This window comes from Pseudomonas sp. KNUC1026, from assembly GCF_021650705.1.
Lineage (GTDB): Bacteria > Pseudomonadota > Gammaproteobacteria > Pseudomonadales > Pseudomonadaceae > Aquipseudomonas.
In genome coordinates this window covers 1477151-1500034 of record NZ_CP087138.1, presented here as the reverse complement: position 1 = coordinate 1500034, position 22884 = coordinate 1477151, and the positions used below count along the sequence as shown (strand labels likewise).

Sequence of the window (22884 nt, the reverse complement as noted above, 5' to 3'; positions counted from 1 at the left end):
AACGTCACCCCCACGTCGCCTGGCAAGCCGGCCTCCCACTTGGTTCAGCAGCGGCGCTTGCCTGGTGGGAGGTGCAGCTTGCCGCGCGACTTCACAGCTCCAGGGTCACCCCCCTGTCGCCCGGCAAGCCGGCCTCCCACTTGAAAATTCATTCCCACTTCAAAATTCGACCTGAAACTCAGGCCTGAACCGATGAGCTGAAGGTCCTGCATCCAAGTACTCAAAGGAACTCCACCGCCCACCTGGCTCTCCACTGCAAAACCCAGCGAGGCAACCTTCCGATGCTCCCCCACAGCCAGCAGGGCCATGGCCCGATCACGTTCGTTCTGATGCATTTTCTCGGCGGCTCGCATCGCACCTGGGGCCCGACACTACCCTTCCTGGACCGCGAGCACACCTGCGTCGCGCTCAACACACCCGGTTTCGGCGATGCCAACGCCGTCCAGGGCTACTCGGTGGCCGAAATGGCCGACCAGGTCGACGCAACCCTCGTGGGCCTGAACCTTGAGCGGTGCATCCTCGTTGGCCATTCGATGACCGGCAAAGTGGCCGTAGCGCTGGCAGCACGTCGCCCTTCGTACCTTGAGGGGCTGGTGCTGGTCGCGCCTTCACCGCCCGGTCCGCAGCCGATGAGCGACGCCGACCGAGACCACCAGCGCGCCTACAGCGCCACCCGGATCGAAGCCGAAAAGTTCGTGGATGAGTCGAGCTTTCATCGCCTGCCCGACGCCTTGCGCGAAGTGGCGATCGCCGACGCGCAAGCGGTGAACCTCGAGGCCTGGCGCGCCTGGGTCGACCACGGCAGCCGGGAAGACTGGAGCGCGCGGATCGGCAGCCTGCCCTACCCGGCATTGCTGATCTGCGGTGCGGACGACGCTCAGGTGCCCGCTGCCGAGGAGCAGCAGCACACCACCCTGTCTCATTTTCCTGACAGCGTGCTGCTGACCTTGCCCGGTGCCGGCCACCTGATGCCCCTGCAAACTCCGTTGGCGCTGGCCGATCCGATGCTGGCATTTGCGCGCCGGATCGCCAGCGCCTGAGGGGCGGAGTCAGGCCTCGCCTTGGCTCAGCCCTTGATGCACACCCACCACTTCGACCTCGGCAGGCTTGGCGACGCTGGCGAAGATCACCCGGTCATTGAGGTTACCGCCGTCCCAGTTTTCGGTGAGGCTGATCTCGAAACGCCGGCCCTGGTCGTCGGCCTCGTAGCTCTTGAGGTAAGAGCGGCCGGTTTCCTCGCTGTAGCCTTCCACCAGCGTGTGCCCGGTGCCATCGCCGAAGCCGGTGAACCCTAGCGCCGACACGTCGATCATGTCGTACCGGCCATCCATGTCGACGATCAGGTCCGAGAAGCTTTGGGTGTCGGTGCGGTAGCTGTCGGTCAGCTGGGTGTAGAGGAAGACGTTCTTGCCTTCGCCACCGTGGAGCGTGTCTCGCCCCGCGCCGCCTTCGAGAATGTCGTTGCCCGCGCCGCCGTACAGGCGGTCGTTGCCGTCGCCCCCCTTGATCCACTCGTCGATGGCAGTCCCTTGAATCACATCGGCACCCGCCGTGCCCTCTATCACCACTGGAGCGAACACCACGTTCGTCGTGTTGAGCTGGCCTTGCCAGTTGCCCTCGATGGCCAGCTCGAAGCGATGCCCGTTGGCGTCAGGCTCGAAGCTCTTGAGGTAGGTACGCGTGCCTTCGGCATTGACCTGCACGGCCAGGGTGCCACCCAGCCCGTCGCCCAGGCCAGTGAAGCCCAGGCCAATGAGGTCGATGCGGTCCTCGGCCGGGTTGAAATCCTGAATGCGGTCGCTGTGGCTGCTGGTGGCCGTGCGATAGCTGTCGTCGATGGCCGTGAAACGGAAGATGTCCGCGCCGCTGCCCCCGTGCAACACGTCACGGCCACCCCCGCCTTGCAGGACATCATCGCCCGCCCCGCCGCGCATGATTTCGTCGGCGGCGATGCCGATGAGGGCATCCGGGCCGTTGTAACCATCGACATGGTACTTGCCGTCCTGGCTGCCGAAAGTGGTGTCGACACTGCCATCGGCGTTGAGCCTCACCACGCCGAAGCCACTGCCCCATCCGCCGGCTCCGGTCACCAGAATCTTGCCATCCTCCAGCACCGTGACCGCCTTGGCGCTGTCGGCGTAATAGACAGGTTGCTCCGAGCCAAGCAAGGCGTAACCGCCCTTGCCGAAGCCGGTGTCCAGCGAACCGTCACTGTTCAGGCGCAGCAGCGGGTGGTCGCCCTGGCCGGTCACCAGGATCTTGCCGTCGGGTTGTGCGGTAGAAGTGGAGTAGGCATCCAAGCCCAGGGCCTTGTCGAAAACCAACTTGCCGCCATCACCGAAGGCGGTATCGAGCGAGCCATCGGCCTTAACATGCACCAGGCTGTAGGCGTACTTGTCCGCAGCGGACCAGTCACCGCCAAACAGCACGCTGCCGTCCGGCATCACCAGGCTTGTGGCATACAGGCCGCCAAAGTGAGTGGCACTGAACGCGCGCGTGCCGCCATCGCCATAGGCGGTGTCCAGCGAACCGTCGGCGTTGAGCCGGGTGACGGTGAGGGTGTCGGCGCCGGTCAGGGTGGTGAGATAGAGGCTGCCCTGATCACCCACCCCGATGGCCGCCGCGCCGTAGAAGGAACCCCAATTGTCGAGCTTCACCTTGCCGGTGCCTGCGCCGAAGCTGGTATCCAGGCTGCCGTCCACGTTCAGCCGTTGCACCAGGCCGGTGTCCAGGCTGGTGATGATCTTGCCGTCTGGCTGCACCGTGATGAAGTTGCCAGCATCGTCGTCCACACGCGCGCCGATGACCGATACCCCGCCCTGGGCAAAGCTGCTGTCGAGCGTGCCATCGGCATTCAGGCGCATCAGCGCGTAATTGTTGAGGCTGTAGTTGTCGTCCTGGGGCGAGCCGATGTAGCCGCCGGCGACGTACCGGGCGTAGCCGGCCACCAGAATCTTGCCGTCTTCCTGTACCGCGATGGTCTGGGGCCGGTCGCTACCGCTGGAAACGTCGATCAGGGCGGCGCCTGGGGAAGTGCGGGCGATGTGGGTGATTGGGGTTGCCATCGGGCTCGATCCTTTATCCGGGATGGGAAACGTCGGGGGGTGTTAACACGGCTTTAGGACAGCACAGGCTCGCCACCTGGCAATTGCGCCTGACCAACGGTCAGGGCGGGTCAGGTCACAGCCTTGCAACCACCCGCCGTGCCCGAGTGTCCATCGCTTATCGCACTGGGATGAGTAACGCCATGTTGACCCGCAAAACCGTCGGTGGCACCGAACCGGAACTGGCCGCCATGCGCCGCCTCAACAAGGTGCTGGCCCGGTTGCCGCGCTTTCGCATCTCCTGCCAGGCCACCCGTTTCGCCCTGCAGGGGCTGCTCAAGCTGGGCCAGTTGCGCGGCAGCGCCATCCTGGCAAGGCATGGCCTGCGTGCCGAGGAAAAGACCGTCACCGTCGAGGGCGCCTCGGTGGCGCTGCGCATCATCCACTCGGGGCGCCCGCCCAAGGCCGTGGTGCTCGACATCCACGGCGGTGGCTGGGTGATCGGCAATGCGCAGATGAACGACGCCCTCAACCTGGGGCTGATCCAGGCCTGTGACGTGGTGGTGGTCTCGGTCGATTACCGCCTGGCGCCCGCCACGACGGTGGAGGGCCAGATACGCGATTGCCTCACGGCGGCGCGCTGGCTGCTGGACGCCGGCAACCCGCCCTTCGCCGAGCTGCCCGTGTTGCTGGTCGGCGAATCGGCCGGCGCTCACCTGGCCGCCGCCTGCCTGCTCGAACTCAAGGCCTGGCCAGCGCTGTTGCAGCGGGTGCGTGGCGCCCTGCTCTATTACGGCGTGTACGACCTCACCGGCACGCCCAGTGTGCGCAACGCGGGCCCCGACACACTCGTGCTGGACGGGCCAGGGATCGTGGCCGCCCTTCGCCAGCTCACGCCGGGGCTCACCGATGACCGGCGCCGCGCACCGCCGCTGTCACCGTTGCATGGCGACTTGCAGGGCATGCCGCCGGCGCTGTTCGTGGTGGGTGAACGCGATGCGCTGTTCGACGACACCGTTCTGATGGCGCAGCGTTGGGGGGAGGTGGCACCGGCCGAGGTGTGGGTGGTGCGCGAGGCTGCGCACGGGTTCGTGCATTTCGGGGTGGGCCAGCGGGTCATCGAGGGCGTCTGGGCATGGGCACGGCAGACGCTCAGATGAAAGGCCGCCGCCTCAGCTCGCAGGCAGCGACAAGGTGGCCGCCAACCCTCCGCTGTCCCGGTTGTGCAGCCGCACCTGGCCGCCCAGGCGCTCGATGATGGTGGCCACGATGGAAAGCCCGAGCCCGGCACCGTTGGGGTTGTTGCGACTGTAGAAACGCTCGAACACCCGCGCCAGCCGCGCTTCGTCGATGCCCGGCCCTTCGTCTTCGACCACCAGTTCGAAGCGCCCGCCCACGCGCCGCAGCGACACGGTGATCCTGCCGGCCGGCGGCGAATGCTCCACCGCGTTGGACACCAGGTTTTGCAGCGCGATACCCAACGCGCCAGCATCGACCGCCAGGTGATGGTCGCCCTCGCCAATATCCAGCGACGGCTCCATGCCCCGATCCAGTATCCAGGGTGCCAGCTCGGCCAATGTATCGGTGACAACCTCGGCCAGGTCGACCCGGGCGCTGGCGCGCTGCCCCACCTTGGGCTCGACGCGAGCCAAAGTCAGCAGCTGGTTAACCACCCGCGTCAGCCGGTCCACCCCACCCATCAGAAAGCCCAACGCCTTTTGCCGCTCCGCTTCGTTGCTGGCGGCCATGGCGTTCTGCGCGTGCAGCCGCAGCACGGCCAGCGGTGTGCGCATCTCGTGAGCGGCATCGGCGATGAACCGGTGCTCGCGCCGCAGCAAGTCCTGGATCTGCGCCAGCAGGCGGTTGATCGCGGCCTGCATCGGTTCCAGTTCAGAGGGCAGCGGCGTCAGTTGCAGCGGCTCCAGCGAGTCGGCATGCCGGGCCCGGATGACATCGGCCAGGTTCTGCAACGGCCGCAGCCCCAGCCGATGGCAGCCCATATCAGCGCGGCGAGCGCCAGGCTGCCCAGCAGGAACGGGAACAAGGTGTGCCGCACGATGCGGTCGATCAGGTCGTAGCGCACATCGTTGCGCTCGCCTGCCCAGATCACCCAGTGCTTTTCCGGCACCGGCAGCACAAACCCGCGCCACTGTTCGCCGCCACTGGAAAAGTCATAGAACCCAGGCGTAGCAGGCGGCGAAGCAAGCCTCGGCGCGCTGGGTGTGTAGACCAGCAGGTTGCCACCCTCCCCCCACACCTGAAACGCCAGCTTGTGCTCGTAAGGGTGGCCCACCTGATGGGCGCCCGCCTTGCCCAGCGCCTGGTTGAAGGCCTGGTAAAGTGCAGCCCGCGAGTCGTCCTGCACCGGCATGCTCATCACGCCCTGCAACAGGCGGGCATTCTGGGCCAGGTGCGCGTCGTAGACCTCGTCGATCTCATGCCGGCTATCGTGATAGTTGTACAACGCCAGCAAGCCGTTGCCGACCAGCAACAACAGCATCACCCGCCAGACCGTGCGCTGGCGCAGCGAGCTCATGCCTTGGCCTCGACCAGATAGCCGATCCCGCGCACCGTGCGGATCAGGCCGTTGAAGAGCTTTTTGCGCAGCTGATAGATGTTGACCTCCAACGTGTTGCTCTCCGGCTCCTCATCCCAGCCGTAGAGCAACTGCGTCAGGCGCTCGCGGGTAAAGACCTTGCCCGGCTGCGCCAGCAACTCATGCAGCAGCACGTACTCCTTGGGCGTAAGCACCACCTCGGCGCCGCTGTAATGGACCTGTTGGGTGGCAGGGTCAAGGCTCACCCCGGCGTGCTCGATCAGCACCTTGGCGCGCCCTGCACTGCGCCGCAGCAAGGCGCGCAGGCGGGCCTTGAGTTCGTTGAGGTCGAAGGGTTTGATCAGGTAATCGTCGGCACCGGCGTCCAGCCCGGCGATGCGGTCGTCCAAGGCATCGCGAGCGGTGAGGATCAGCACCGGCAGGCTGTCGCCGCCGGCCCGCACGCGCCTGAGCAGCTCGATGCCGTTCAGGCGTGGCAGCCCCAGGTCGAGGATCGCCAGGTCGAAGCTTTCGTGTTGCAGCGCATGCAGGCCACTGGCGCCGTCGCGCAGCCAGTCGAGGGTGTAGCCCTCCTGGCGCAGGCCGTCGCAGATGCCTTCGCCCAGCGCAGCGTCATCTTCAACCAGCAGCAGCCGCATAGTCAGTCCTGTTTGGCCTTGATGGCCGCAAGTAGAGCGTCGATGTCGGCACGCCGGCCCTGGTCGGCCAGTTCACGCCCTGGCCGGGGCGGTGCCTGCAAGGCTTTGTGCAGCGCCGCAGTCGCTTCCGGGTAGCGTTTTTGCCGGTACAGATGATCGGCCCAGAAATAGTTGCTGTCGATACCGTTGGGGTTGATTTCCAGGGCTTTGCGCAGCAGGGCATCGGCCTTGTCGGCGTCGCCGAAGCCGATCGGCCAGCCGGGCACCTGGTCATACAGCGTGCCCAGGCTGGTGTAGGCCGAGCCTTGCAGGGCATTGGGGTCCATTTCAAGGGCTCGTTCCAGGCTGGCCTTGGCGGTTTTCACCTTGCTCAAGGCCCCCAGGCCACCGGCTGCGCCTGCCCAACTGCTGTTGATGATGCCTTCCCAGATCAGCGGTTCGGCGGAGCCTGGGTATTGATGCGCGAAGTCGGTCGCCTCGGCTGCGAGCTTTTCCAGCGCGTCGGCGCGTTGCGCTTTGGGCAGTCGATACTGGATCGCCGCCCAACGTTGTTGCAGGCCAGCCAGGTGTTGTGTGCCTGCCTGGTCCAGCGCCCAGGTAAAGGGCGAGACGGCCAGCAGGCTTGCGAGAAGCAAACGCTTCATTCGATCGATTCCTTGGTGTGGCCACCGATATGGCGGCGGATGACAGGCAATTGTTTGCGCAAGGCGCGGTCGACGATGCTGGGCAGCATGCCGTTGAGGCGTACCAGGAGTTTTTCCGGCCAGCCCAGGTACAGCTCGCTGCGCTCGGCCTGCACCGCCTGGAGCACGGCGCGGGCAACACCGGCAGGGTCGTCCATGCCGACCTTCAGCGCCTGGTTGAGCGCCGTGGCCGCCTGGCCGTTCATGCTGGTGCGGGTGGCTCGGGGCGCGGCGTACAGCACGTTTACCGAGGTATCGGCAAGCTCACGCCGCAGCGCCTCGGAGAACCCGCGCAAGGCGAACTTGCTCGCGCAGTAGGTGGCATAGCCTGGGTAGCCGATCGAGCCGAAGGTCGAACCCACGTTCACCACCAGCGCGCGGGGTTGGGCACGCAGCAGCGGCAGGCAGGCGCGGGTCAGTTGCATCGGGGCCTTGAGGTTGATGTCCAGCAGCTCGTCGAGCGCCTGTTCAGCCAAGTGGTCGAGCAAGGCGAAGCGGTTCACGCCGGCGGCGTTTATCAGCACGTTGACGTTGCCCATTTCGCGGGCCCGCTCGACCACCTGTTCGCGCCCGGCGGCAGTGCGCAAGTCAGCGGCCTGCCAGCGCAGGCGCTGCGGGTAACGGTTCATCAGGCCAGCAAGCTTGCCCATCTGCCGGCTCACCGCAAGTACCTGAGCGCCGGCTTCGCACAACTGCTCGGCCAACTCAAGGCCGATGCCGCCACTGGCACCGGTGAGCACCACCACCGCTTCAGGCAAGCGCATGGTGCACCTCGTGCCGGGTGGTGCGGGGCAGGCCCTGGAACATTTCGGTGTAAAGCCGGTAAACCATCTGGGCGGCGTTGATCACCGCCTGCTGGTCGCCGGCGTCGTCGAGGCGGTCCATCAGCTGTTGGTAGGTGGCCATGTGGCCTTGGTCGAGCGCGCCGTGGGAGCTCAGGTAGCTGAAGGCCGTGGCAGGCAGCGCCAGGGTGCTCTGGAGGGTGCCAGCAGCCTGCGTTGCCAGGGCGATGCTGGTGCCCTCCAGCACATTGACCATGCCGAACAGCCCTACCGGGTTGCCGCGGGCGATCAGGTCGTAGAGGTAGGCGACCATCAACTCGATCGGCGGCGCCGGCCGGCCGTCGCGCACCGCCTCCCAGTCGCCGCCGCAGGCCTTGATGTCGTTGAGGATCCACTGCTCATGGCCGTATTCCTCGTCGATGTATTCGCACACCGCGCCACGCAGCCATTCCAGCCGCGCAGGCAATCGCGCGCCACAGGCCATCATCAACGGAACGGTGTGGCGCACATGGTGGTAGGCCTGGGTGAGGAAAGCGACGTAGCTGGCAAGGCTGGCCTCACCGGCCAGCGCTTCGCGGATCACCGGTACCGCGAACAGCGCTTGGCGCTGCTGGGCGGTCTGGGTTTGCAGGGTGTCGAAAAAGGACATGAGGGGCCTCACAGCGGGATGTCGGACAAAAGGGTGTGGTAACGCTGCAGGATCGCCTCGCGGCGCGCCCGGCCGTTGGCGGTCAGGGTGGCATCGGACGTATTCAGGGGCGTGGGCAGGCGCCGCCAGGCGTGCACTCGGGCGTAATCGGGCAACTGCGCATTGCACTGCTGGACGGCCTGCTCGATAGCGCTGTCGTTGGCCTCGGGGTTCAGGGGCCAGAGCAACGCGATGTTGCGCGGCAAGCCCTCGCCGTGCACGAACGCCTGGGCGATCAAACCGCTTTGAGTGAGCTCGGCCTCGACCCACTCAGGGTTCACGTTGCGCCCGAAGCTGGTGATGAACTGGTGCTTCTTGCGCCCGTTCAGGTACAGGTAGCCGTCTTCGTCGACATAACCGAGATCGCCGGTTGCCCACCAGCGCTGGGTAACCGGGGCGTCGCCCAGGTAGCCCAGCAGCGTCGCGCCTGCCACCAGCACTTCGCCGTCCTCGGCAATGCGCACCTCTGCATGGGGCAAGGGCTTGCCGACGCTGCCCGGGCGCAGCGCCCCCGGCCGGTTCAGCGCCACCACCGAGGCGCACTCGGACAACCCGTAGCCCTCGAACACCGGCAGGCCTACTGCGGCGGCGCGCGCCAGCAGGCTGGGCGATACGCGCGCCCCGCCTACGGCCACAAAGCGCAGCGGCCCCACCGGCATCAGCCCGCGCTCGATGGCGGTCACCAGGCCCATCAGCAGTTGCGGCACCAGGATCAGGCTGTGCACGCCGCTCAGGGCAATCGCCCCTAGTAACCGCTTGAAATCCACCTGGCTCGCGCCGCCCATGCCCAACTGCTGCTGCGGGTACAGCTGCACACAGCCGCCGGCCATGAGCGCCGCGTACACACCGAGGTTCTCCAGCAGCACGCCCAGCGGCAGCACCGCCAGGTAACGCTGGGGGCGGCCGGCCGGCTGGCGGCCTCAAGCGCCTGTGCCACGCGCAACAGGGCCCCGGCGCTCAGGCACACGCCCTTGGGCGCGCCGGTGCTGCCGGAGGTGTAGGTGACTTTGGCCGTGCCGCTGGGCAATGCCACGCCGGCCACGGCGTCGCATAACCAGAAGCCATCCGCTGCCGACTGGGCAAACCCCAGTTCGCTGAGCTGGCCAGCCCACTGCGCCTCGGCCAGCACCGCTGTGGTGCCGCTTTGCTTGAGGCAATGCTGGAACTGCGCCGCGCTGAAGAACGGCGGTATCACCACACACGGGCGCTCGGCGAATAGCGCGGCCAAGTCCCAGAACAGCGCATCCGGCCCGTTATCCAGCACCAGTGCCAATGTGCCCGGCCCCAGGCGTTGCAGGCGGTCGATACGCGCTTGCACCTCGCCCAGCAATTGCCCGTAGGTGTAGCGCTGCGTGGCCCCTTGCACGGCCACCGCCTCGGGATTGGCCTGGGCCTGCTGGCGCAGCGTGCCGTGAAAGTCGCTGAGTTCATGCAGCATGGCCAGCCTCCTCGGCCAGGCCGGGAAACCCCAGGCGCTGGAATACCCCGGCGCACGTCAGTGCATCGAAGCCGTAGCCGATGTTGCCGGCGAACACCTGCGGCCGCTGGTCGTAATAGGTCCCCCATTGATCCACCTGGCCTTGCAGGCGATCCGGGTCGGCGCAGGCCAGCACTGTGGGCATCAACCCCAGCCGCTGGAAGCTGTTGATCAGGGTCGCAGCGCCGGTGAACGCCACCCACTCGAAACCACGGCTGGCCAGCAGCCAGGTCACGGCGATGATCATGATCCGCGCGCTGCCGGCGCTGTGTGAGGCCAGGTTGCCGACCTCGACCATGCGCGAGCGGCCCGGCGAGGCGCCGGCCACCTGCGAAACAGCAGCTTCCAGCGGTACATCGAGGTAGCGCTCCAGAAACAGCGGGCCGTCGCTCGCCGGCCGCACACCTGCTGCTGCGGTCAGCCGGCCATGGCTGTCGCGCAGCGCCAGCAACTCGGGCAGGTAATGCTGCACATCCGCCTGATGAGCGCTGGCGAAACACTGATGGATGAAGCGCTCTACTTCCCCTCGCCCGTCGTCACCATGCAAGTGAACGGACAAATGGGCATGGCTGCCGATAGGGATGGGGAGCGCGCTGCTCCAGAGACGTTGAGACATGTGTGGCCCCGCGGTTGGGTTCGACGGGGCTGATGATCGGCGGGGAATCTGAAGGGAATCTGAAGTGGCCGGCGCAGCCTTGATCGACGCCTTTAATGAAGAACCCACCGTGGCGAGTGCCAACGGTGGGTTCGTGCTGAGCGGGTTCAGCGTGTTGCGGGGTGGCTCAATCGCACTGCGAGGAGTTCATGTCGCGGATGACATTGTCGAAGGCCTCGCCGAAAAACTTCGCATCCCGTTGGATCGGGTTGTCGTTTTTCCAGGCCATCTGGCGCTGTTCGTCATATTTGTAGCCGCCGGCCTTGGCCGTGCTGATGGCCTGGCGGCCCTTGGCGACGAACTGGTTCATCCGGCTCGGCAGCACGGTGCAGCTTGGGCTCTTGGAGGTGTTTTTCTTCTGCCAGCCTTCGACCATCTGTGCGGTTTTGTCCAGGCTGTCTGCGAATGGCTGGATCGTTGCATCGGCCCCGGCCGACTTGAAGAACTCACGAGACAGGCGCATCGCTTGTTTGCCATACAGCACAAAGCCTGCGTTGTAGTACGCCAGCGAATCCTTCTCGGCCGCATCGAACGCGTGCTTGACGTTGATTTCATCGCGCTTGCTGAGGCCGTCATAGAACTTGGCCTGCTCGACGGCAACGGCCTCGAGCGCCGCATCCAGCGCAGGCTCCATCTCCTTGGCTTTTTTGCCATCGTCGGCCAGCCAGCCTTTGGACTCGGTGTAGTTGGCAAGGTCGGCGTGGATCGGCGCGAGTTTCTCCAGCGCCACCAGCATTGCCTTGGCCGGCTCGTCCAGCTCGGGCATCGGAGCTGGCAAGGCCAGGGCCTTTTTCAGGTTGTCGCGCACGTTGCTGATGTCATGGACGTCGAACAGGTAGTACTCGGTCAGCTTGTTCTGCGATTTGAGCTGCTTCGAATATTCGGCCAGCCGATGTTCGAGGATGGCAGCGAAGTCGCCACCGCTGTTGGCGGCGTCAACGTAGGCATTGTATTTCTCGATTTCGACCTGCTCGGCACTGGGCGCCGGGGCCTCGGCCTGGCCTTGCGGCGTTGCTGCGCTGTGTGGCGCCTTGTTGTCGTCGCAACCCGAAAGCAGAACGCCTGCCGCGACCAGCATTCCTAGCCATACACTTTTTGCTTGCACTGTGTTCGTCCTTGTCTCGTTGAGGGGGCGGGCGGCTGATCAGGTACTGCAGCCGGTGTGGGACGGTCCCGTAGAGCGGCGATGTGCGGCTAAGTTCCTGTGCAACCGGATTTTTTGCAGGTTGAGTGCGTCACCGCCGCTTGCCACCCTCTGCATCCAAAACCGTGACGCCGCGCTCAAGCCGAGGCACCGCCCGCCGACAACCTCTATCTGCAAACACCATTTTCAAGCACCATTGCGCCCCCGATTCAAGGAAGATCCCGATGCCCTCCCCCTGCACCACGCCGCCACTCAAATCCGCCATGCCGTCCGCGCAGCCACCGAGGGCCTGGTCGGCCGTGAACAACTGGCCGAACTGATCATGCTGGCCGCCGTGGCGCAGGAGCACATCCTGGTGGTCGGGCCGCCCGGCACGGCCAAGAGTGCGGTGGTGCGCCGGGTCGCGCAGTGCATGGGCGGGCGTTACTTCGAGTACCTGCTGGGGCGTTTTACCGAGCCTTCGGAGCTGTTCGGCACGGTCGACCTGAAAAAACTGCGCGAAGGCACGGTAGAAACCGACACTCGCGGCATGTTGCCCGAAGCCGACATCGTGTTCCTGGACGAGGTGTTCCTGGGCTCGACGGCCATCCTCAACACGCTGCTGGGCGTGCTCAACGAGCGGCGCTTCCGCCGCGGCCATACGCAGGTGCAGTGCCCGTTGCGGGTGTGCGTGGGCGCGGCGAACGGGCTGCCAGAGGATGAGTCGCTGGCGGCGTTCGGCGATCGTTTCCTCCTGCACCTGTTCGTCGATGCGGTGCCCGACAACCAGCTTGAGGCCATGCTCGCCGGCGGCTGGCAATCGGAGCAGCGGCCAGTGCCGCACCTGCTCGGGCTGGCGGAGCTCGACACCCTCGGCCATGCGCTCAAGGATGTGGACCTGGCCGCCGTTCGGCCGGCCCTGGCGCAGGCCATTCGGCGCTTGCGCGAGGCCGGCATTCAGTTGTCGGACCGGCGCATCGTCAAGTCACAGCGCTTGATCGCCGCCGCCGCCCTGCTGCGCGGGCAATTGCAGGCAAGCGAGGCCGACCTGTGGCCGCTGCTCTACGTGCTGCCCACTCGCGAGATTCAGCAGCACGGCCGTGAAGTGCTGCAGGACCTGTTCGCACAGTGCAGCAACAGCCACCTGTTCAGCGCGGTCGAGGAAGCGACGCTGCAACCGATGGCGCGGCTGCACCGTTTGCTGGAAACCGCGCAGGATTACCTCGACCGCAGCGAGCCGCCGGCCAGCACCCAGCTGGAGGCGTTGCTGCGTGAAATCGACGCCAACTTCAACAGCCAGACCCTCCCCGCAGAGTTGCAGCACGCCCGCGGCCGCGTCGCGCAGCTGCTGACGCGCCAGGCATGAGTGCCATGGCCGTTCAGTGGCAATGGCAGGCCCGCCAGGAAGCCGCCTTGCCTCAGGCTGCCGTGGCCTGGGGCGAGGCGGCTGTACGCCTGTTCGAAAGGCTCGAGCAAATGGCTGAAGCGCACGCTGCCAGGTTGCAGGCCACGGCCAATCGCGACGTGCTGGTGGTGACCGGCCCGGCCGAGGCCCTGCCCTGGGTAGACGGCGTCGAGTACGCCTGCGCGGAAGCTGCCGCACCGGGCCTGTGGTTGCCGACCAGTTGGGCGCCGGACGTGCCGCTGGACTTGCTCGGGCAAGCGCTGCTGGCGCGTTTCTCGCGTGCGCCGCTGTTGCTCTGGCACGCACCGGCCGTTGTGGTGCCGCTGGACCGCTGCCTGCCGGTGACCGCGCAGCACTTGCAACGCATCAAGGATGGATGGGCGGGCCGCTGATGCAATTACCCAAATCCCTGCAACCCTGGCGGGAGTGGCTGCACTGGTTCAGCCCTGGCCAGTTGCCGTTGCTGGCCGACCTGCTCGGCCGTATCAACCCCCTGCTGGGCCCGCTGCGCGGCCTGCAACAAGGCGGCACGCCGGAGGCCGACGGGCTGGGCGACCTGCAACGCCGCGGCCCTTATGAACGGCTGCTGGCCAGCGAATGGTTGCTGGCCGAAGAGCTGCCGGATGAGTTTCTGCGCCGTGCGGTGGTGGGCGAGCATCTGTTCCTGGCGCCGCAATACCGCGCGCACCAGGCCAACCGCTGGATCGTCGTGCTGTTCGACGCAGGCCCTCTGCAATGGGGCGCGCCGCGCCTGGTTCACCTGGCGCTGCTGATACTGCTCGCCCGCCGCGCGCGCGAGGCCGGGGCCGAGCTGCGCTGGGGCATCCTGCAAAGCGCGCCCCAGCTGCATGAATTCCAGGCGCCCTGGCAGCTCAAGCTGTTGCTCGAAGCCCGCACCTATCAGCCCGTGACCGAAGCGCACTGGCAGGCCTGGCACGCCTGGCTGGCTGACAACACCTATGACAGTGGCGAGCGCTGGGTGGTCGGCCAACAGCTGCCGGCCATCGATACCCGCAGTTGCACCCACACGGTTCAGGTCAAGCAAAGCCTCGATGGCCAGCGCATCGTTTTCGCCTTGCACAGCGGCACCGCGCGGCGAGTCGAGCTGCCCAACCCGGACGAGCGCCAGGCGTTGCAACTGATCAAAGGCGAGTTCAACAACGTCGCGCCTGCCGCGCACCGCACGGCAAAAGGCCAGGTGCCACGTGTGGCCCTCACCCCGGCACCGATCATCGCCCCCAGCGGTCGCCATATCGCCCTCAAGCTGCTCGATGAGCCCGGCCTGCTGGTGATCAAGCTGCCGGCCGCCCGGCAAAAAGGCGCTCGACATCCGCCGTGTGCAGTGGAGCGAACGCGGCACGCCCCTGGCCATCACCTTTCCCGGCCGTGATCCCGGTGCGGTCATGAGCCTGGACGGGGAACTGGTGTTCTGGAACCTGCCCAACGTCAAGGCCGTTCCACTGCCTTCGAGGGAAGAGCTACAGATGCCGCCCGGCACTGCCGCGCTGCTGCCGGTGGTGTGGTTGCACAATGGCGTCTATGGCCGGGTATTCGTGCTCGACAACCAGGGGCACCTGGCGTTCTGGGTGGTCGACAACGGCAAGCTGCCCAACCGGCAGCCGGCTGGCGTTACCCACCGAATGGCCGACGAGGTCGTAGCCATGGCGCACGTTGAGGCCCATACGCTGGCCTATGTTCGCCTTCACGCTGGCCGCCTCTACGTGTATCGGGCCAACCCCTGGGTCACCTCGCCCGAAGGCGAGATGATCGGCAGCGCAAAATCCGTCGAGCAGGTACTGTTCCCGGCCAGCCCAGGCTGGGACAAAGCCTTTCGCGGCTGCGCCTGGCTGAGCACTGCCGACGGCGCCCAGCATTGGCAACTGATCAAGCCCGACCGCAGTTCCGAGGAGGTCGTGCTTGCCCCGGGATGGCGCGCCATCGGGCTGTTGCTGGACGAGGACGAGCAATTCTCGATGGTGCTGGCAAGCCCCGATCAGCAGGCGGTCGCGCTTTACCATCAGGGCACCCAGAACGTGCTGTTCAGCACCAGTACGCCCATCGCACGCATCAGCTTCTGCCCGTTGAGCGGGTTGATCGCCGCGCTGACCAAAAGCCGGGAACTGTTCGTGTATTCGATGAAGGAAGACCGCCGCGTAGTGCAGCTGTTGTGCAACCACGCGCCGGCGGCCTTGGAGGGCCCGGCCCATGCAGCACCTTGATGCCTTGAAGATTCGCCGGCCGACGCTCACCGGCTCGCAGCCTGTCGCGGCGCTGTGGTTTGCCGCCGAGCGCTTCAGCGAAGCCGAGCGCGCGCAGTTGATCCTCGCGCACTGGCACACCGGCGCCAGCGCCTTTCGGTTTGCCGAAGGCGACCTGCTGCGTTTTCCCAAGGCACATACCTTGCTCTGCGAAGGGCTGGCAGGCTGGCCGCTGATCCGCCAGGGCCGCGCGCTGTGCTCTGCGCAACTGGCCGCCGAGGAACGCCAGCGCCTGGCACCGGCGGATGTCTGGCTGGTGCGCGGCAGCAGGGCCGACGCGCTGCACCTGCGCGATGCACAAGCGCTGGCGCCCAGCCAATGGATCGAGATTGGCCAATACGCGCTGCTCGACACCTATGATTGCCGCGACGCCTTGCCCGAACCGTTCAGCGAGCCAGAGCCGGTGGTGACCGACATCCGCGAAATCCTTGGCGACGCGGTGGGCGCGCCCAGCGCCGAGCGTATGGAAGTGATGCGCGCCCTGTTGGAGCGCCAGGCCCGGGCCCAGCAAGCGAAAGCTCCGGGCAATGCCTCAACCGGGGCAAAACCCAGGCAAGGCGCCAGCGGGCCGAACTACAACCCACGCAACCTGATCGCCCTGGTGCTGGCTGCCGGCTTCTTCGGTTTTCACCAGTACCGATCCAGTACGCGTGTTCCGGCAAGCTCGGGCACAGCGCCGGATAAGCCGCTGCATTCGGCCGCGTCTTCGTTTTCCTGGGACCTGGGCACGCTGCTGGTGGCGATGCTGGTTGGCGCGGTGGTGCTGACACTGCTGCTGATGGGGCTGAGGGCTTTGCTCAACCGCCGTTACCCTACCGAGGGCGCGCGGGAGGTGGCGCGGCCTGTTCGCCCGGTTCGCCCGGTTCGCCCCACAGCGCCCGGCGTGCCACCACGAGCCAATGGCCGGCCGCGCGGCCCAGCCGTGTGGCGGCGCTGGCTCGCACGCCTCGCGGAGAAGTCGAGCCTGTCCAAGCTCTACGGCAATCGCCAGGCCGCCTACCTGCAACGCATGCTCGACCTGTTCGAGGCTGGCGATTTGCACGAAGCACTGCGCCATGCTCTGCCTCTGGGCGACGGCAATGCGCCCAAAGGGCAGGCGTTCGGCACCCGGATCGGCGCGACGACCTGACGCTCAGCACAAGGTCGAACCCTGGCCTGGGCATGGCGCTGGGGGAAGATCTGCAAGAGCATCTGAAGAAGGTCTACCGGCAATCCTTCGAGCGGCTCGACCGCGAGGGGCGGATCGAAGAAGCAGTGTTCGTGCTCGCCGAACTGCTAAAGGCCCGGCAAGAGGCGCTCGACTACCTGGAAAAACACGAACGCTACCGGCAAGCGGCCGATCTGGCGCTGGCCTGGGACATGCAGGCCTCGGTGATCGTGCGCCTGCTGTGCCTGGCAGAAGACTGGCAACGCGCGGTGCAGGTGGCGCGGCGCGACAATGCCTTCGCCGACGCGGTGCTGCTGCTCGAAAGCAAGCAACCGGAAACCGCCAATCGCCTGCGCCTGGAATGGGCGCAGGCGCTGACGGACAAAGGCCTCTGGCTGCAAGCGGTAGAGGTGATCTGGAGCGTGCCCGGCCAGCGCGAGCGTGCCGCGCAATGGCTGCTGGCGGCCGAAGCCGCAGGCGGCAGCCTGGCCATCGGTGCCTTGGTCAAGCGCGCCATCCTGCTCCCGGACACCCTCGTCGCACAGCGAAGCCTGATCGAGAACCTGCGCGATGACCCTGGCCGCGCGGCCGACCGCACCACCCTCGCCCAGGAACTGCTGGCGCACAAAGGTAACCCCAGCCCTCAGCTCGCACTGCTGGCGGCCGCGATGGTGCGCGCGATCATTCATGACCGCGCGGTAGCACCCTCACCCCTGTCTCAAAACCAGCTGCAAACGCTGGTGAAAATGAGCCGCGACAAACTGCTCCAGGCCGACCTGCCCAGCGGCGGCCTGCCCCGCCATCCGGTCAATGCCTGCGGCCTGGAACACCGTAGCGACCCCCTTGCGCTGGCGGCACCCGAGGCCGGCCACCGGGCGATTCTCGATGCGGTGCCGCTTTCCGACGGCCGCTACCTGCTGGCGTTGGGCGAAGCCGGCGCGCTGGTAATCGAAGGCAACGGCAAGCCGGCCTTTCACTTCCCGGTGCCTACCCAGCAGATCGTGCTTGGCCACAGCCGCCAGGTGGCGCTCGCCCTGGCGAACCGTGGCGAGGTGTGGCGCGTCTGCAAGCTCGACCTGGTCAACCGCAGCGCCAATGACCTGGGCGTGCTGATGCTGGATGCGTTTTCCAGCCTGTTCGACGGCAGCGCGTGGACCATCGCCCGAGGCCGGCAACTGCGTGTGGTGGACGTCGACCAGCGCTTCGAGACGCTGTGGCATGTCGGCGACCTGCCCGGGACGGTCGAGCGCATTTACGACGACGCCCACAATGAAACCGCGGTGCTGCGCACCCGCGAGGGCATCGAGCTCTGGCATTACCGCCTGCCTGATCACCGGCTGCTTGGCCGCGATCCCGCGCCTGAACGGGAATTCAAGTACGGCTGGCAAGTGTTCAACGCCCGCGGCCAGGCCACCGAGCTGCGCCTTAAGTACAGCGAAGATACCGATACCGTGCTGGTGGTACGCCAGGCCAGCGCCAGTAAAGGCTATCGGTTGCCCGGCCTGGTCGAAGAGTCGGAAGACCCGCTGCTGGTCCATTGCAGCGACGCCTGGCTGATCGCCGGTTATACGGTCGCTGGCGCAGAAACCTGCTGGCGGTTCATCCATCGCAACCGAGACCAGCTGTGCGCCGAACTGCGCTGGCCGTTGCAACATGCGCAGTTGCGCAGCATCGGTGAGCACTGGTTGCTGTTCGATCATGAGGGCCGGTTGTTGCATATCGACTCGGCCACTTCGATGGTGCATTCGGTTTCGGTGAAGTGACGCCTGGATAGCCCTTGCGGCAACGCAAGGGCTCCTTGCTCACGGCAATCAGCCGATGCTGACGCCGTGGGCCAACGCCAGTGGCTTCAACCCGCCGGCAAAACCCTGCCCGATGGCCTTGAACTTGAATTCGCCACCATGGCGGTACAACTCCCCGAAGATCATCGCGGTTTCGTTCGAGGCATCCTCGCTCAGATCGAAGCGGGCAAGCTCTTTGCCGTCTGCTTTGTTCACGACCCGGATGTAGGCATTGCTGACCTGGCCGAAGGATTGCCGACGCGCTTCGGCGTCGTGGATCGTTACCGCAAACACCAGTTTCTTCACATCAGGTGCAAGGCTGGCCAATTTGACGTTGACCTGCTCATCATCGCCATCACCCGCGCCTGAACGGTTGTCACCCAGGTGCTCGATGGAGCCATCGGCCGAGCGTGTGTTGTTGTAGAAAATGAACGATCCGTCGTTCAACACCTTGTCGTCCTCACCCGTCACGAACACCGAAGCATCGAGGTCAAACTCGGCGCCATCGGTTTTGCGCGCGTCCCAACCCAGGCCAACGATAATCTCGGCCAACCCTGGAGCCTCTTTGGACAACGAAACGTTGCCGCCTTTTTGCAGTGAAACAGCCATGCGTCATTCCTTTGGTAGGTATTGGAAAAGTGGCTCAGCCGAAATTCAGGCCAAAACCGTTTGCGACTGCCCTGAGGCCACCGGAGTAACCCTGGCCGATCGCGCGAAACTTCCACTCGCCGTTGTAGCGGTACAGTTCGGCGAAAATCATCGCGGTTTCTGTCGAGGCATCTTCGGCAAGATCGAAACGAACGACTTCAACCCCGGTCACTTCATTGATGACGCGAATGAACGCGCGGCCCACCTGGCCGAAGTTCTGATGGCGTTGCTCGGCATCGTGGATGGTGACCGTGAACGTTACCTTCTCGATGTCGGCAGGCACGCGGGCCAGGTCGACATTGATCACCTCATCGTCACCCTCGCCGGCGCCTGTGCGGTTGTCGCCGGTGTGCTCGACCGAGCCTTCGACGCTTTTGAGCTGGTTGTAGAAGATGAAGTCTGCATCGCTACGAACCTTGCCAGCCCGCGTGAGCAGGAATGCGCTGGCATCCAGGTCGAATTCCTTGCCGTCGGTGGCGCGTGGGTCCCAGCCCAGGCCAACGCTGATACGCGAAAGGCTCGGGTCGGTCTTGGTCAGCGACAGGTTGGCGCCTTTGGATAAGGACAAAGCCATGAGTTGAACTCCTTGTGGGGTTGCGATGATTCAGTTGGGCTCGGCCGGTGAGGCGTGCTTTGCGGGGAACAGAACGCTGGCGACGATACCGATGAGCAATACCGCCATCACCACGGCCAGGCTGGTGTTGGCATCGATGCTGTGGCCGTGTTGGAAGAGGTGGTCGGTGGCATTGAGGCTCAGCTTGATCGCGATGAAGAACAGCAAGGCGATCACTGCCTTTTCCAGATGCACCAGGTAGCGTTTGAGGGCTTCGAGCACGAAATACATGGTTCGCAGCCCGAGGATCGCGAAGAGCATGGCCGAGTACACAATCAGCGGTTCGCGGCTCACAGCGATGATGACCGGGACCGAGTCGAACGCGAAAAGCACGTCGCTGATCTCGGCGACGACCAGGCACAGGAACAGCGGTGTGGCGAAGATCGTGCCCTTGCCAACCAGGCTCATGCCTGTGTTCTCGGGCTTTTGCAGCTCTTTTTCCAGAACCTTGCGGCTGACGAAAAACCGATTGCCATGCAGCTTTGGCCATACCGGGAAGAGCGCCCTGGCGAAGCGGTAAGCCATGTGCGTGGAATAATCCGGCTCCTCGTCTTCATTCCCGCCGCCGCGAAGCATCATCACCGCTGTCCAGGCAACGATCACTGCGAACACAACCTCGACCCAAGGCCCGAATGCCAGCAGCCCGGTGCCGATGGCCACGAAGATGCCGCGGAACACGATCGCACCGATGATGCCCCAGTACAGAACACGGTGGCGCAGTGCGTCCGGGACCTTGAACCAGGCGAAGATGGCCATGAACACGAACAGGTTGTCGACGCTCAGCACTTTTTCGAGTGCGTAACCTGTGACGAACAGGCTTGCGACTTCAGGGCCGTGCTGCACATGAAGAAACCCGGCAAACGCCAGCGAAATGGCGATCCACATGACCGTCCAGAACGATGCCTTTGCCAGGCTCACCGGCTTGTCACCCCGGTGGGTCAGCACATCGATCAACAGGGCACCCACAGCCATGGCGACAAACACCGCCACCGTCAATGGCGGGAATCCGATAGAAGTTACTTCCACAGTTCAATACCTTAGAGTTCGAAATCAGCCGGGTTCAGGCCCAGCTCGAGACAGATAAGGCGGCAAGCCGCTCTTTCGTGTTGATCGAAGTGGCCGTCCGAGGCACCGATCGCGCAGGCCACGCGAACCAGCAAGCGCGCCGCACCCTCATCGGGCTTGATCCTGATGATGATCTTCAGCGCTTGCGCCTGGCCGATCTGGCGGTCCTGATCGAACTTGGCAGCAGCCACGTTGAACGCAGTGACGACCTCATCGACGTCAAAGAACCTGAGCTCCGGGGAGTTCTGCATGAAGCCGATCATTTTCTGCTTCTCGGCTGCCGACACCTCGCCGTCGGCTGCGGCAATCATTGCGCAGGCGGCAGCAACCGCCTCCATGAAGCGGCGGTTACCGAACTTGCCGACCTCCTGGGCCAGCGCCGCGCGAGCCTTGGATGCGTTCGTTTTAAACCAGTCCAACATTGCTGTTTCTCCTCAGCGAGGCTTCGCCCTCGCAGTCGCGCGATCTACTTCGAGCCGGTGGTCCAGCGCATGCCCCAGCCATAAGCCTTGTCCATGGGGGCTTGAGAGGCGTGGAAGTCGACCCGTCGGGTAACCTTCACCGCGCCGTTGTCGTTTTCGAGCAAAGCGATAGCGCAGCAGCCGAGCCTTCCGCCCTCTTCATTGAGGCGAACTTCGATTTCGGGCTGGCCGGGGATGAACAGCGTCACCACACCGTCGGTCTCGCGCCAGTTGGGTGCGCCCTTGTAGATGAAGGCAAAGACCAGGATGCGTCTGATCTCGGCCCACCTCTGGCCATTGATGTGAATCCACTCGCCACCCTGAACCGAGCCGGTGCGGTCATCCCCCATCAACTGCATGAAGGGCGCTCGCTCCAGGTCGCCAAAACTGTTGCCCAGTGCCTGGACGACACCTTTTTGCCCATCCTGCAGCTCGTACAGGCAGCCGACGTCGAGGTCGACCTGCCGGAGCCCTCCGAACAGGCCCTTCTTTCGCTGGTTCCAGTTCAGGTTGACGCGTATCTGACCGAAGCCTGCGGCGGTCTTTTCGAGGCTGATGGAGGCGCGATGCTTATCGAGCGTGATCTTGCTCAAGCTCAGTACAGGCTTTGGCGGCGTTGCAGCGGGAGCCGATTCGATGATGTCGACACCAAAATGAGTCGACAGCGGCGCCAGCCCACCGGCGAAGCCTTGTGCAATGCAGCGAAACTTCCACTGGCCCTGCCGGCGATAGAACTCGCCAAGAATCAATGCGGTTTCGCTCATGCCGGATGTTGGAAGCCGAGCTTCGAGGCCGCCGGTCATCTCGAGCGACAAGCTCGATACAGCGCCGAAACTGGCCTTGTTCTGGTGGATGGTCGCGGCCAGCGATACTTTTTCGACCGATGTATCCAGCCGGCCCAGGTCCAGCTCGAAGATCGCCTCCCCGACCGAGGCCTGGGCCAGCCTGACAGCACCGCAGAGCACCTGAGGCTGCCCGTAGAAACACATGTCGGCATCGCTGCGTACCTTGCCATCGGCGGCAAGCACAAACGCCGAGACGTCGATATCCGCGCCCGGTATCGGGCTGTAGGCGATCTGCACTTGCACCCGTTCACTGGCCACGGAGGCGTTGCCGCCTGGTAGCAGAGCGGTCATGCGCGCGCCGCCTGTGCTGCCAGGTTGACCAGATCATCTACCGTGCGGCCCTGAGTCGTTACGCCCAGCGCCTTGAAGTCCCAACCCGCAGCGGTGCGGCTCAGGCTGGCCATGACCACGCCGGTGTGGGCGCCCTGCTCGGAAAGGTAGAAGCGCGCAAGCTCCGCCCCGCTGCCCGCGTTGACAATGCGGCAGTACGCATTCTCGATGCGCTCGAAGGTCTGGCCGGTGAAGGAGTTGACGGTGAACACCAGTTGCACCACCGAAGGCGGCAGTGCCAGCAGGTCGAGCTCGATGGACTCATCGTCGCCATCGCCTTCGCCGGTACGGTTGTCTCCGCAGTGGCGAATCGAGCCATCTCTGGATTGCAGTTGGCGGAACCACACAAGGTCGACCGGTTGCATCTGCGCATCGAACAGAATGCAGGATGCATCCAGGTCGATGTCACCGCCCTGCCCGATCAGCCTGCCGAAAAAACCAGCCTTCATCGGGTCCCAACCCAGGCCGAGGGTGACTTTGCCGAGGCCTGAAGCCTGCGTTTTCTCAAGAGAGATCGTCTGATTCTTGGAAAGGCTAAGTGCCATTTTCACGCTCCTTTTCAATCGTCGTACCGCTGCTTGCCTGCAGAGGTATCCGTTATCGAATGGCGCCGCCTGTGCGATCGCGCGCTTCGATTCCTGAGTGGCCACCGTCTACGCTGCCAGCGCGGATGGAAGTGCCACC

Annotated in this window: 21 protein-coding genes and 2 pseudogenes; 8 read left to right on the top strand and 15 right to left on the bottom strand. The window is 65.1% G+C overall.

Going from position 1 to position 22884, the window contains the following annotated elements; translation table 11 throughout:
• Positions 1 to 281 precede the first annotated feature (281 nt).
• Positions 282 to 1040, top strand: a complete 759-nt coding sequence (locus LN139_RS06775) for an alpha/beta fold hydrolase (protein WP_236359267.1) — start codon at positions 282 to 284, stop codon at positions 1038 to 1040.
• A 9-nt stretch (positions 1041 to 1049) separates the two neighbouring features.
• Here LN139_RS06775 and LN139_RS24720 read toward each other — a convergent pair whose 3' ends face one another.
• Positions 1050 to 3065, bottom strand: a complete 2016-nt coding sequence (locus LN139_RS24720) for a M10 family metallopeptidase C-terminal domain-containing protein (RefSeq protein ID WP_268944828.1) — start codon at positions 3063 to 3065, stop codon at positions 1050 to 1052.
• Positions 3066 to 3247: 182 nt separating this feature from the next.
• On the opposite strand from LN139_RS24720, the gene LN139_RS06760 reads away from it, so the two are divergent.
• Positions 3248 to 4204: an alpha/beta hydrolase fold domain-containing protein gene (locus LN139_RS06760; RefSeq protein ID WP_236359266.1), complete on the top strand. Its 957-nt coding sequence runs from the start codon at positions 3248 to 3250 to the stop codon at positions 4202 to 4204.
• Positions 4205 to 4216: 12 nt separating this feature from the next.
• Here LN139_RS06760 and LN139_RS06755 read toward each other — a convergent pair.
• From LN139_RS06755 to LN139_RS06720, 8 genes and pseudogenes are all read right to left on the bottom strand, one after another.
• Positions 4217 to 5580 (bottom strand): annotated as a pseudogene (locus LN139_RS06755) (ATP-binding protein).
• Complete coding sequence (locus LN139_RS06750; protein WP_236359265.1) at positions 5577 to 6239, bottom strand: response regulator; 663 nt, start codon at positions 6237 to 6239, stop codon at positions 5577 to 5579. The pseudogene LN139_RS06755 and the gene LN139_RS06750 overlap by 4 nt, the downstream one beginning before the upstream one ends.
• Positions 6240 to 6241: 2 nt before the next feature.
• A complete protein-coding gene (locus LN139_RS06745; RefSeq protein ID WP_236359264.1) occupies positions 6242 to 6883 on the bottom strand; it encodes a TRAP transporter TatT component family protein in 642 nt (213 codons plus the stop codon).
• Entirely contained in the window at positions 6880 to 7686 is an 807-nt protein-coding gene (locus LN139_RS06740) for an SDR family oxidoreductase (RefSeq protein WP_236359263.1), read from the bottom strand. The genes LN139_RS06745 and LN139_RS06740 overlap by 4 nt, the downstream gene beginning before the upstream one ends.
• Positions 7673 to 8353 (bottom strand): TenA family transcriptional regulator, encoded by a 681-nt coding sequence (locus LN139_RS06735; RefSeq protein ID WP_236359262.1) that lies wholly within the window; start codon positions 8351 to 8353, stop codon positions 7673 to 7675. The genes LN139_RS06740 and LN139_RS06735 overlap by 14 nt, the downstream gene beginning before the upstream one ends.
• A gap of 8 nt (positions 8354 to 8361) precedes the next feature.
• Positions 8362 to 9830: pseudogene (locus LN139_RS06730) on the bottom strand (AMP-binding protein).
• Entirely contained in the window at positions 9820 to 10485 is a 666-nt protein-coding gene (locus LN139_RS06725) for a thermostable hemolysin (protein ID WP_236359261.1), read from the bottom strand. The pseudogene LN139_RS06730 and the gene LN139_RS06725 overlap by 11 nt, the downstream one beginning before the upstream one ends.
• Before the next feature lie 166 nt (positions 10486 to 10651).
• Positions 10652 to 11629 carry a YiiG family protein gene (locus LN139_RS06720; RefSeq protein WP_236359260.1) on the bottom strand — a complete coding sequence of 326 codons (978 nt, stop codon included), beginning with the start codon at positions 11627 to 11629 and terminating at the stop codon, positions 10652 to 10654.
• Between the two features lie 235 nt (positions 11630 to 11864).
• Between LN139_RS06720 and LN139_RS06715 the strand changes: the two genes are divergently transcribed.
• From LN139_RS06715 to LN139_RS06690, 6 genes are read left to right on the top strand one after another with little or no spacing between them, the layout of a single operon-like run.
• Complete coding sequence (locus LN139_RS06715; protein WP_236359259.1) at positions 11865 to 13013, top strand: AAA family ATPase; 1149 nt, start codon at positions 11865 to 11867, stop codon at positions 13011 to 13013.
• Positions 13014 to 13018: 5 nt separating this feature from the next.
• Complete coding sequence (locus LN139_RS06710) at positions 13019 to 13444, top strand: bpX5 domain-containing protein (protein ID WP_236359258.1); 426 nt, start codon at positions 13019 to 13021, stop codon at positions 13442 to 13444.
• Positions 13444 to 14442, top strand: a complete 999-nt coding sequence (locus LN139_RS06705) for a hypothetical protein (RefSeq protein ID WP_236359257.1) — start codon at positions 13444 to 13446, stop codon at positions 14440 to 14442. Before LN139_RS06710 ends, LN139_RS06705 begins: the two co-directional genes overlap by 1 nt.
• Positions 14443 to 14455: 13 nt before the next feature.
• Entirely contained in the window at positions 14456 to 15271 is an 816-nt protein-coding gene (locus tag LN139_RS06700; RefSeq protein ID WP_236359256.1) for a hypothetical protein, read from the top strand.
• Positions 15258 to 16439, top strand: a complete 1182-nt coding sequence (locus LN139_RS06695; protein ID WP_236359255.1) for a bpX6 domain-containing protein — start codon at positions 15258 to 15260, stop codon at positions 16437 to 16439. Before LN139_RS06700 ends, LN139_RS06695 begins: the two co-directional genes overlap by 14 nt.
• A 32-nt stretch (positions 16440 to 16471) precedes the next feature.
• Positions 16472 to 18220 carry a hypothetical protein gene (locus tag LN139_RS06690; RefSeq protein ID WP_236359254.1) on the top strand — a complete coding sequence of 583 codons (1749 nt, stop codon included), beginning with the start codon at positions 16472 to 16474 and terminating at the stop codon, positions 18218 to 18220.
• Positions 18221 to 18268: 48 nt separating this feature from the next.
• Here LN139_RS06690 and LN139_RS06685 read toward each other — a convergent pair whose 3' ends face one another.
• Genes LN139_RS06685 through LN139_RS06660 form a run of 6 tightly spaced genes read right to left on the bottom strand, consistent with a single transcriptional unit; the run spans position 18269 to position 22745 of the window.
• On the bottom strand, positions 18269 to 18847 hold the full coding sequence (locus LN139_RS06685; protein ID WP_236359253.1) for a TerD family protein: 579 nt from the start codon (positions 18845 to 18847) through the stop codon (positions 18269 to 18271).
• A 34-nt stretch (positions 18848 to 18881) separates the two neighbouring features.
• The gene (locus LN139_RS06680; RefSeq protein ID WP_236359252.1) at positions 18882 to 19460 is read right to left on the bottom strand and encodes a TerD family protein; all 579 of its coding nucleotides are present in this window, start codon (positions 19458 to 19460) and stop codon (positions 18882 to 18884) included.
• A gap of 30 nt (positions 19461 to 19490) precedes the next feature.
• Positions 19491 to 20525: a TerC/Alx family metal homeostasis membrane protein gene (locus tag LN139_RS06675; RefSeq protein WP_236359251.1), complete on the bottom strand. Its 1035-nt coding sequence runs from the start codon at positions 20523 to 20525 to the stop codon at positions 19491 to 19493.
• Positions 20526 to 20536: 11 nt separating this feature from the next.
• Positions 20537 to 20986, bottom strand: a complete 450-nt coding sequence (locus tag LN139_RS06670) for a tellurite resistance TerB family protein (protein WP_236359250.1) — start codon at positions 20984 to 20986, stop codon at positions 20537 to 20539.
• A 44-nt stretch (positions 20987 to 21030) separates the two neighbouring features.
• Positions 21031 to 22161 (bottom strand): TerD family protein, encoded by a 1131-nt coding sequence (locus LN139_RS06665; RefSeq protein ID WP_236359249.1) that lies wholly within the window; start codon positions 22159 to 22161, stop codon positions 21031 to 21033.
• Positions 22158 to 22745, bottom strand: a complete 588-nt coding sequence (locus LN139_RS06660; RefSeq protein ID WP_236359248.1) for a TerD family protein — start codon at positions 22743 to 22745, stop codon at positions 22158 to 22160. The genes LN139_RS06665 and LN139_RS06660 overlap by 4 nt, the downstream gene beginning before the upstream one ends.
• Positions 22746 to 22884: the final 139 nt, after the last annotated feature.

Coding starts and splice junctions, on each gene's coding strand:
- LN139_RS24720 (WP_268944828.1), bottom strand. CDS start 3,065: ATGGCAACCCCAATCACCCACATCGCCCGCACTTCCCCAGGCGCCGCC.
- LN139_RS06665 (WP_236359249.1), bottom strand. CDS start 22,161: ATGACCGCTCTGCTACCAGGCGGCAACGCCTCCGTGGCCAGTGAACGG.
- LN139_RS06725 (WP_236359261.1), bottom strand. CDS start 10,485: ATGTCTCAACGTCTCTGGAGCAGCGCGCTCCCCATCCCTATCGGCAGC.
- LN139_RS06710 (WP_236359258.1), top strand. CDS start 13,019: ATGGCCGTTCAGTGGCAATGGCAGGCCCGCCAGGAAGCCGCCTTGCCT.
- LN139_RS06775 (WP_236359267.1), top strand. CDS start 282: ATGCTCCCCCACAGCCAGCAGGGCCATGGCCCGATCACGTTCGTTCTG.
- LN139_RS06670 (WP_236359250.1), bottom strand. CDS start 20,986: ATGTTGGACTGGTTTAAAACGAACGCATCCAAGGCTCGCGCGGCGCTG.
- LN139_RS06660 (WP_236359248.1), bottom strand. CDS start 22,745: ATGGCACTTAGCCTTTCCAAGAATCAGACGATCTCTCTTGAGAAAACG.
- LN139_RS06685 (WP_236359253.1), bottom strand. CDS start 18,847: ATGGCTGTTTCACTGCAAAAAGGCGGCAACGTTTCGTTGTCCAAAGAG.
- LN139_RS06680 (WP_236359252.1), bottom strand. CDS start 19,460: ATGGCTTTGTCCTTATCCAAAGGCGCCAACCTGTCGCTGACCAAGACC.
- LN139_RS06695 (WP_236359255.1), top strand. CDS start 15,258: ATGCAGCACCTTGATGCCTTGAAGATTCGCCGGCCGACGCTCACCGGC.
- LN139_RS06705 (WP_236359257.1), top strand. CDS start 13,444: ATGCAATTACCCAAATCCCTGCAACCCTGGCGGGAGTGGCTGCACTGG.
- LN139_RS06745 (WP_236359264.1), bottom strand. CDS start 6,883: ATGAAGCGTTTGCTTCTCGCAAGCCTGCTGGCCGTCTCGCCCTTTACC.
- LN139_RS06750 (WP_236359265.1), bottom strand. CDS start 6,239: ATGCGGCTGCTGCTGGTTGAAGATGACGCTGCGCTGGGCGAAGGCATC.
- LN139_RS06700 (WP_236359256.1), top strand. CDS start 14,456: ATGAGCCTGGACGGGGAACTGGTGTTCTGGAACCTGCCCAACGTCAAG.
- LN139_RS06690 (WP_236359254.1), top strand. CDS start 16,472: ATGGCGCTGGGGGAAGATCTGCAAGAGCATCTGAAGAAGGTCTACCGG.
- LN139_RS06735 (WP_236359262.1), bottom strand. CDS start 8,353: ATGTCCTTTTTCGACACCCTGCAAACCCAGACCGCCCAGCAGCGCCAA.
- LN139_RS06760 (WP_236359266.1), top strand. CDS start 3,248: ATGTTGACCCGCAAAACCGTCGGTGGCACCGAACCGGAACTGGCCGCC.
- LN139_RS06740 (WP_236359263.1), bottom strand. CDS start 7,686: ATGCGCTTGCCTGAAGCGGTGGTGGTGCTCACCGGTGCCAGTGGCGGC.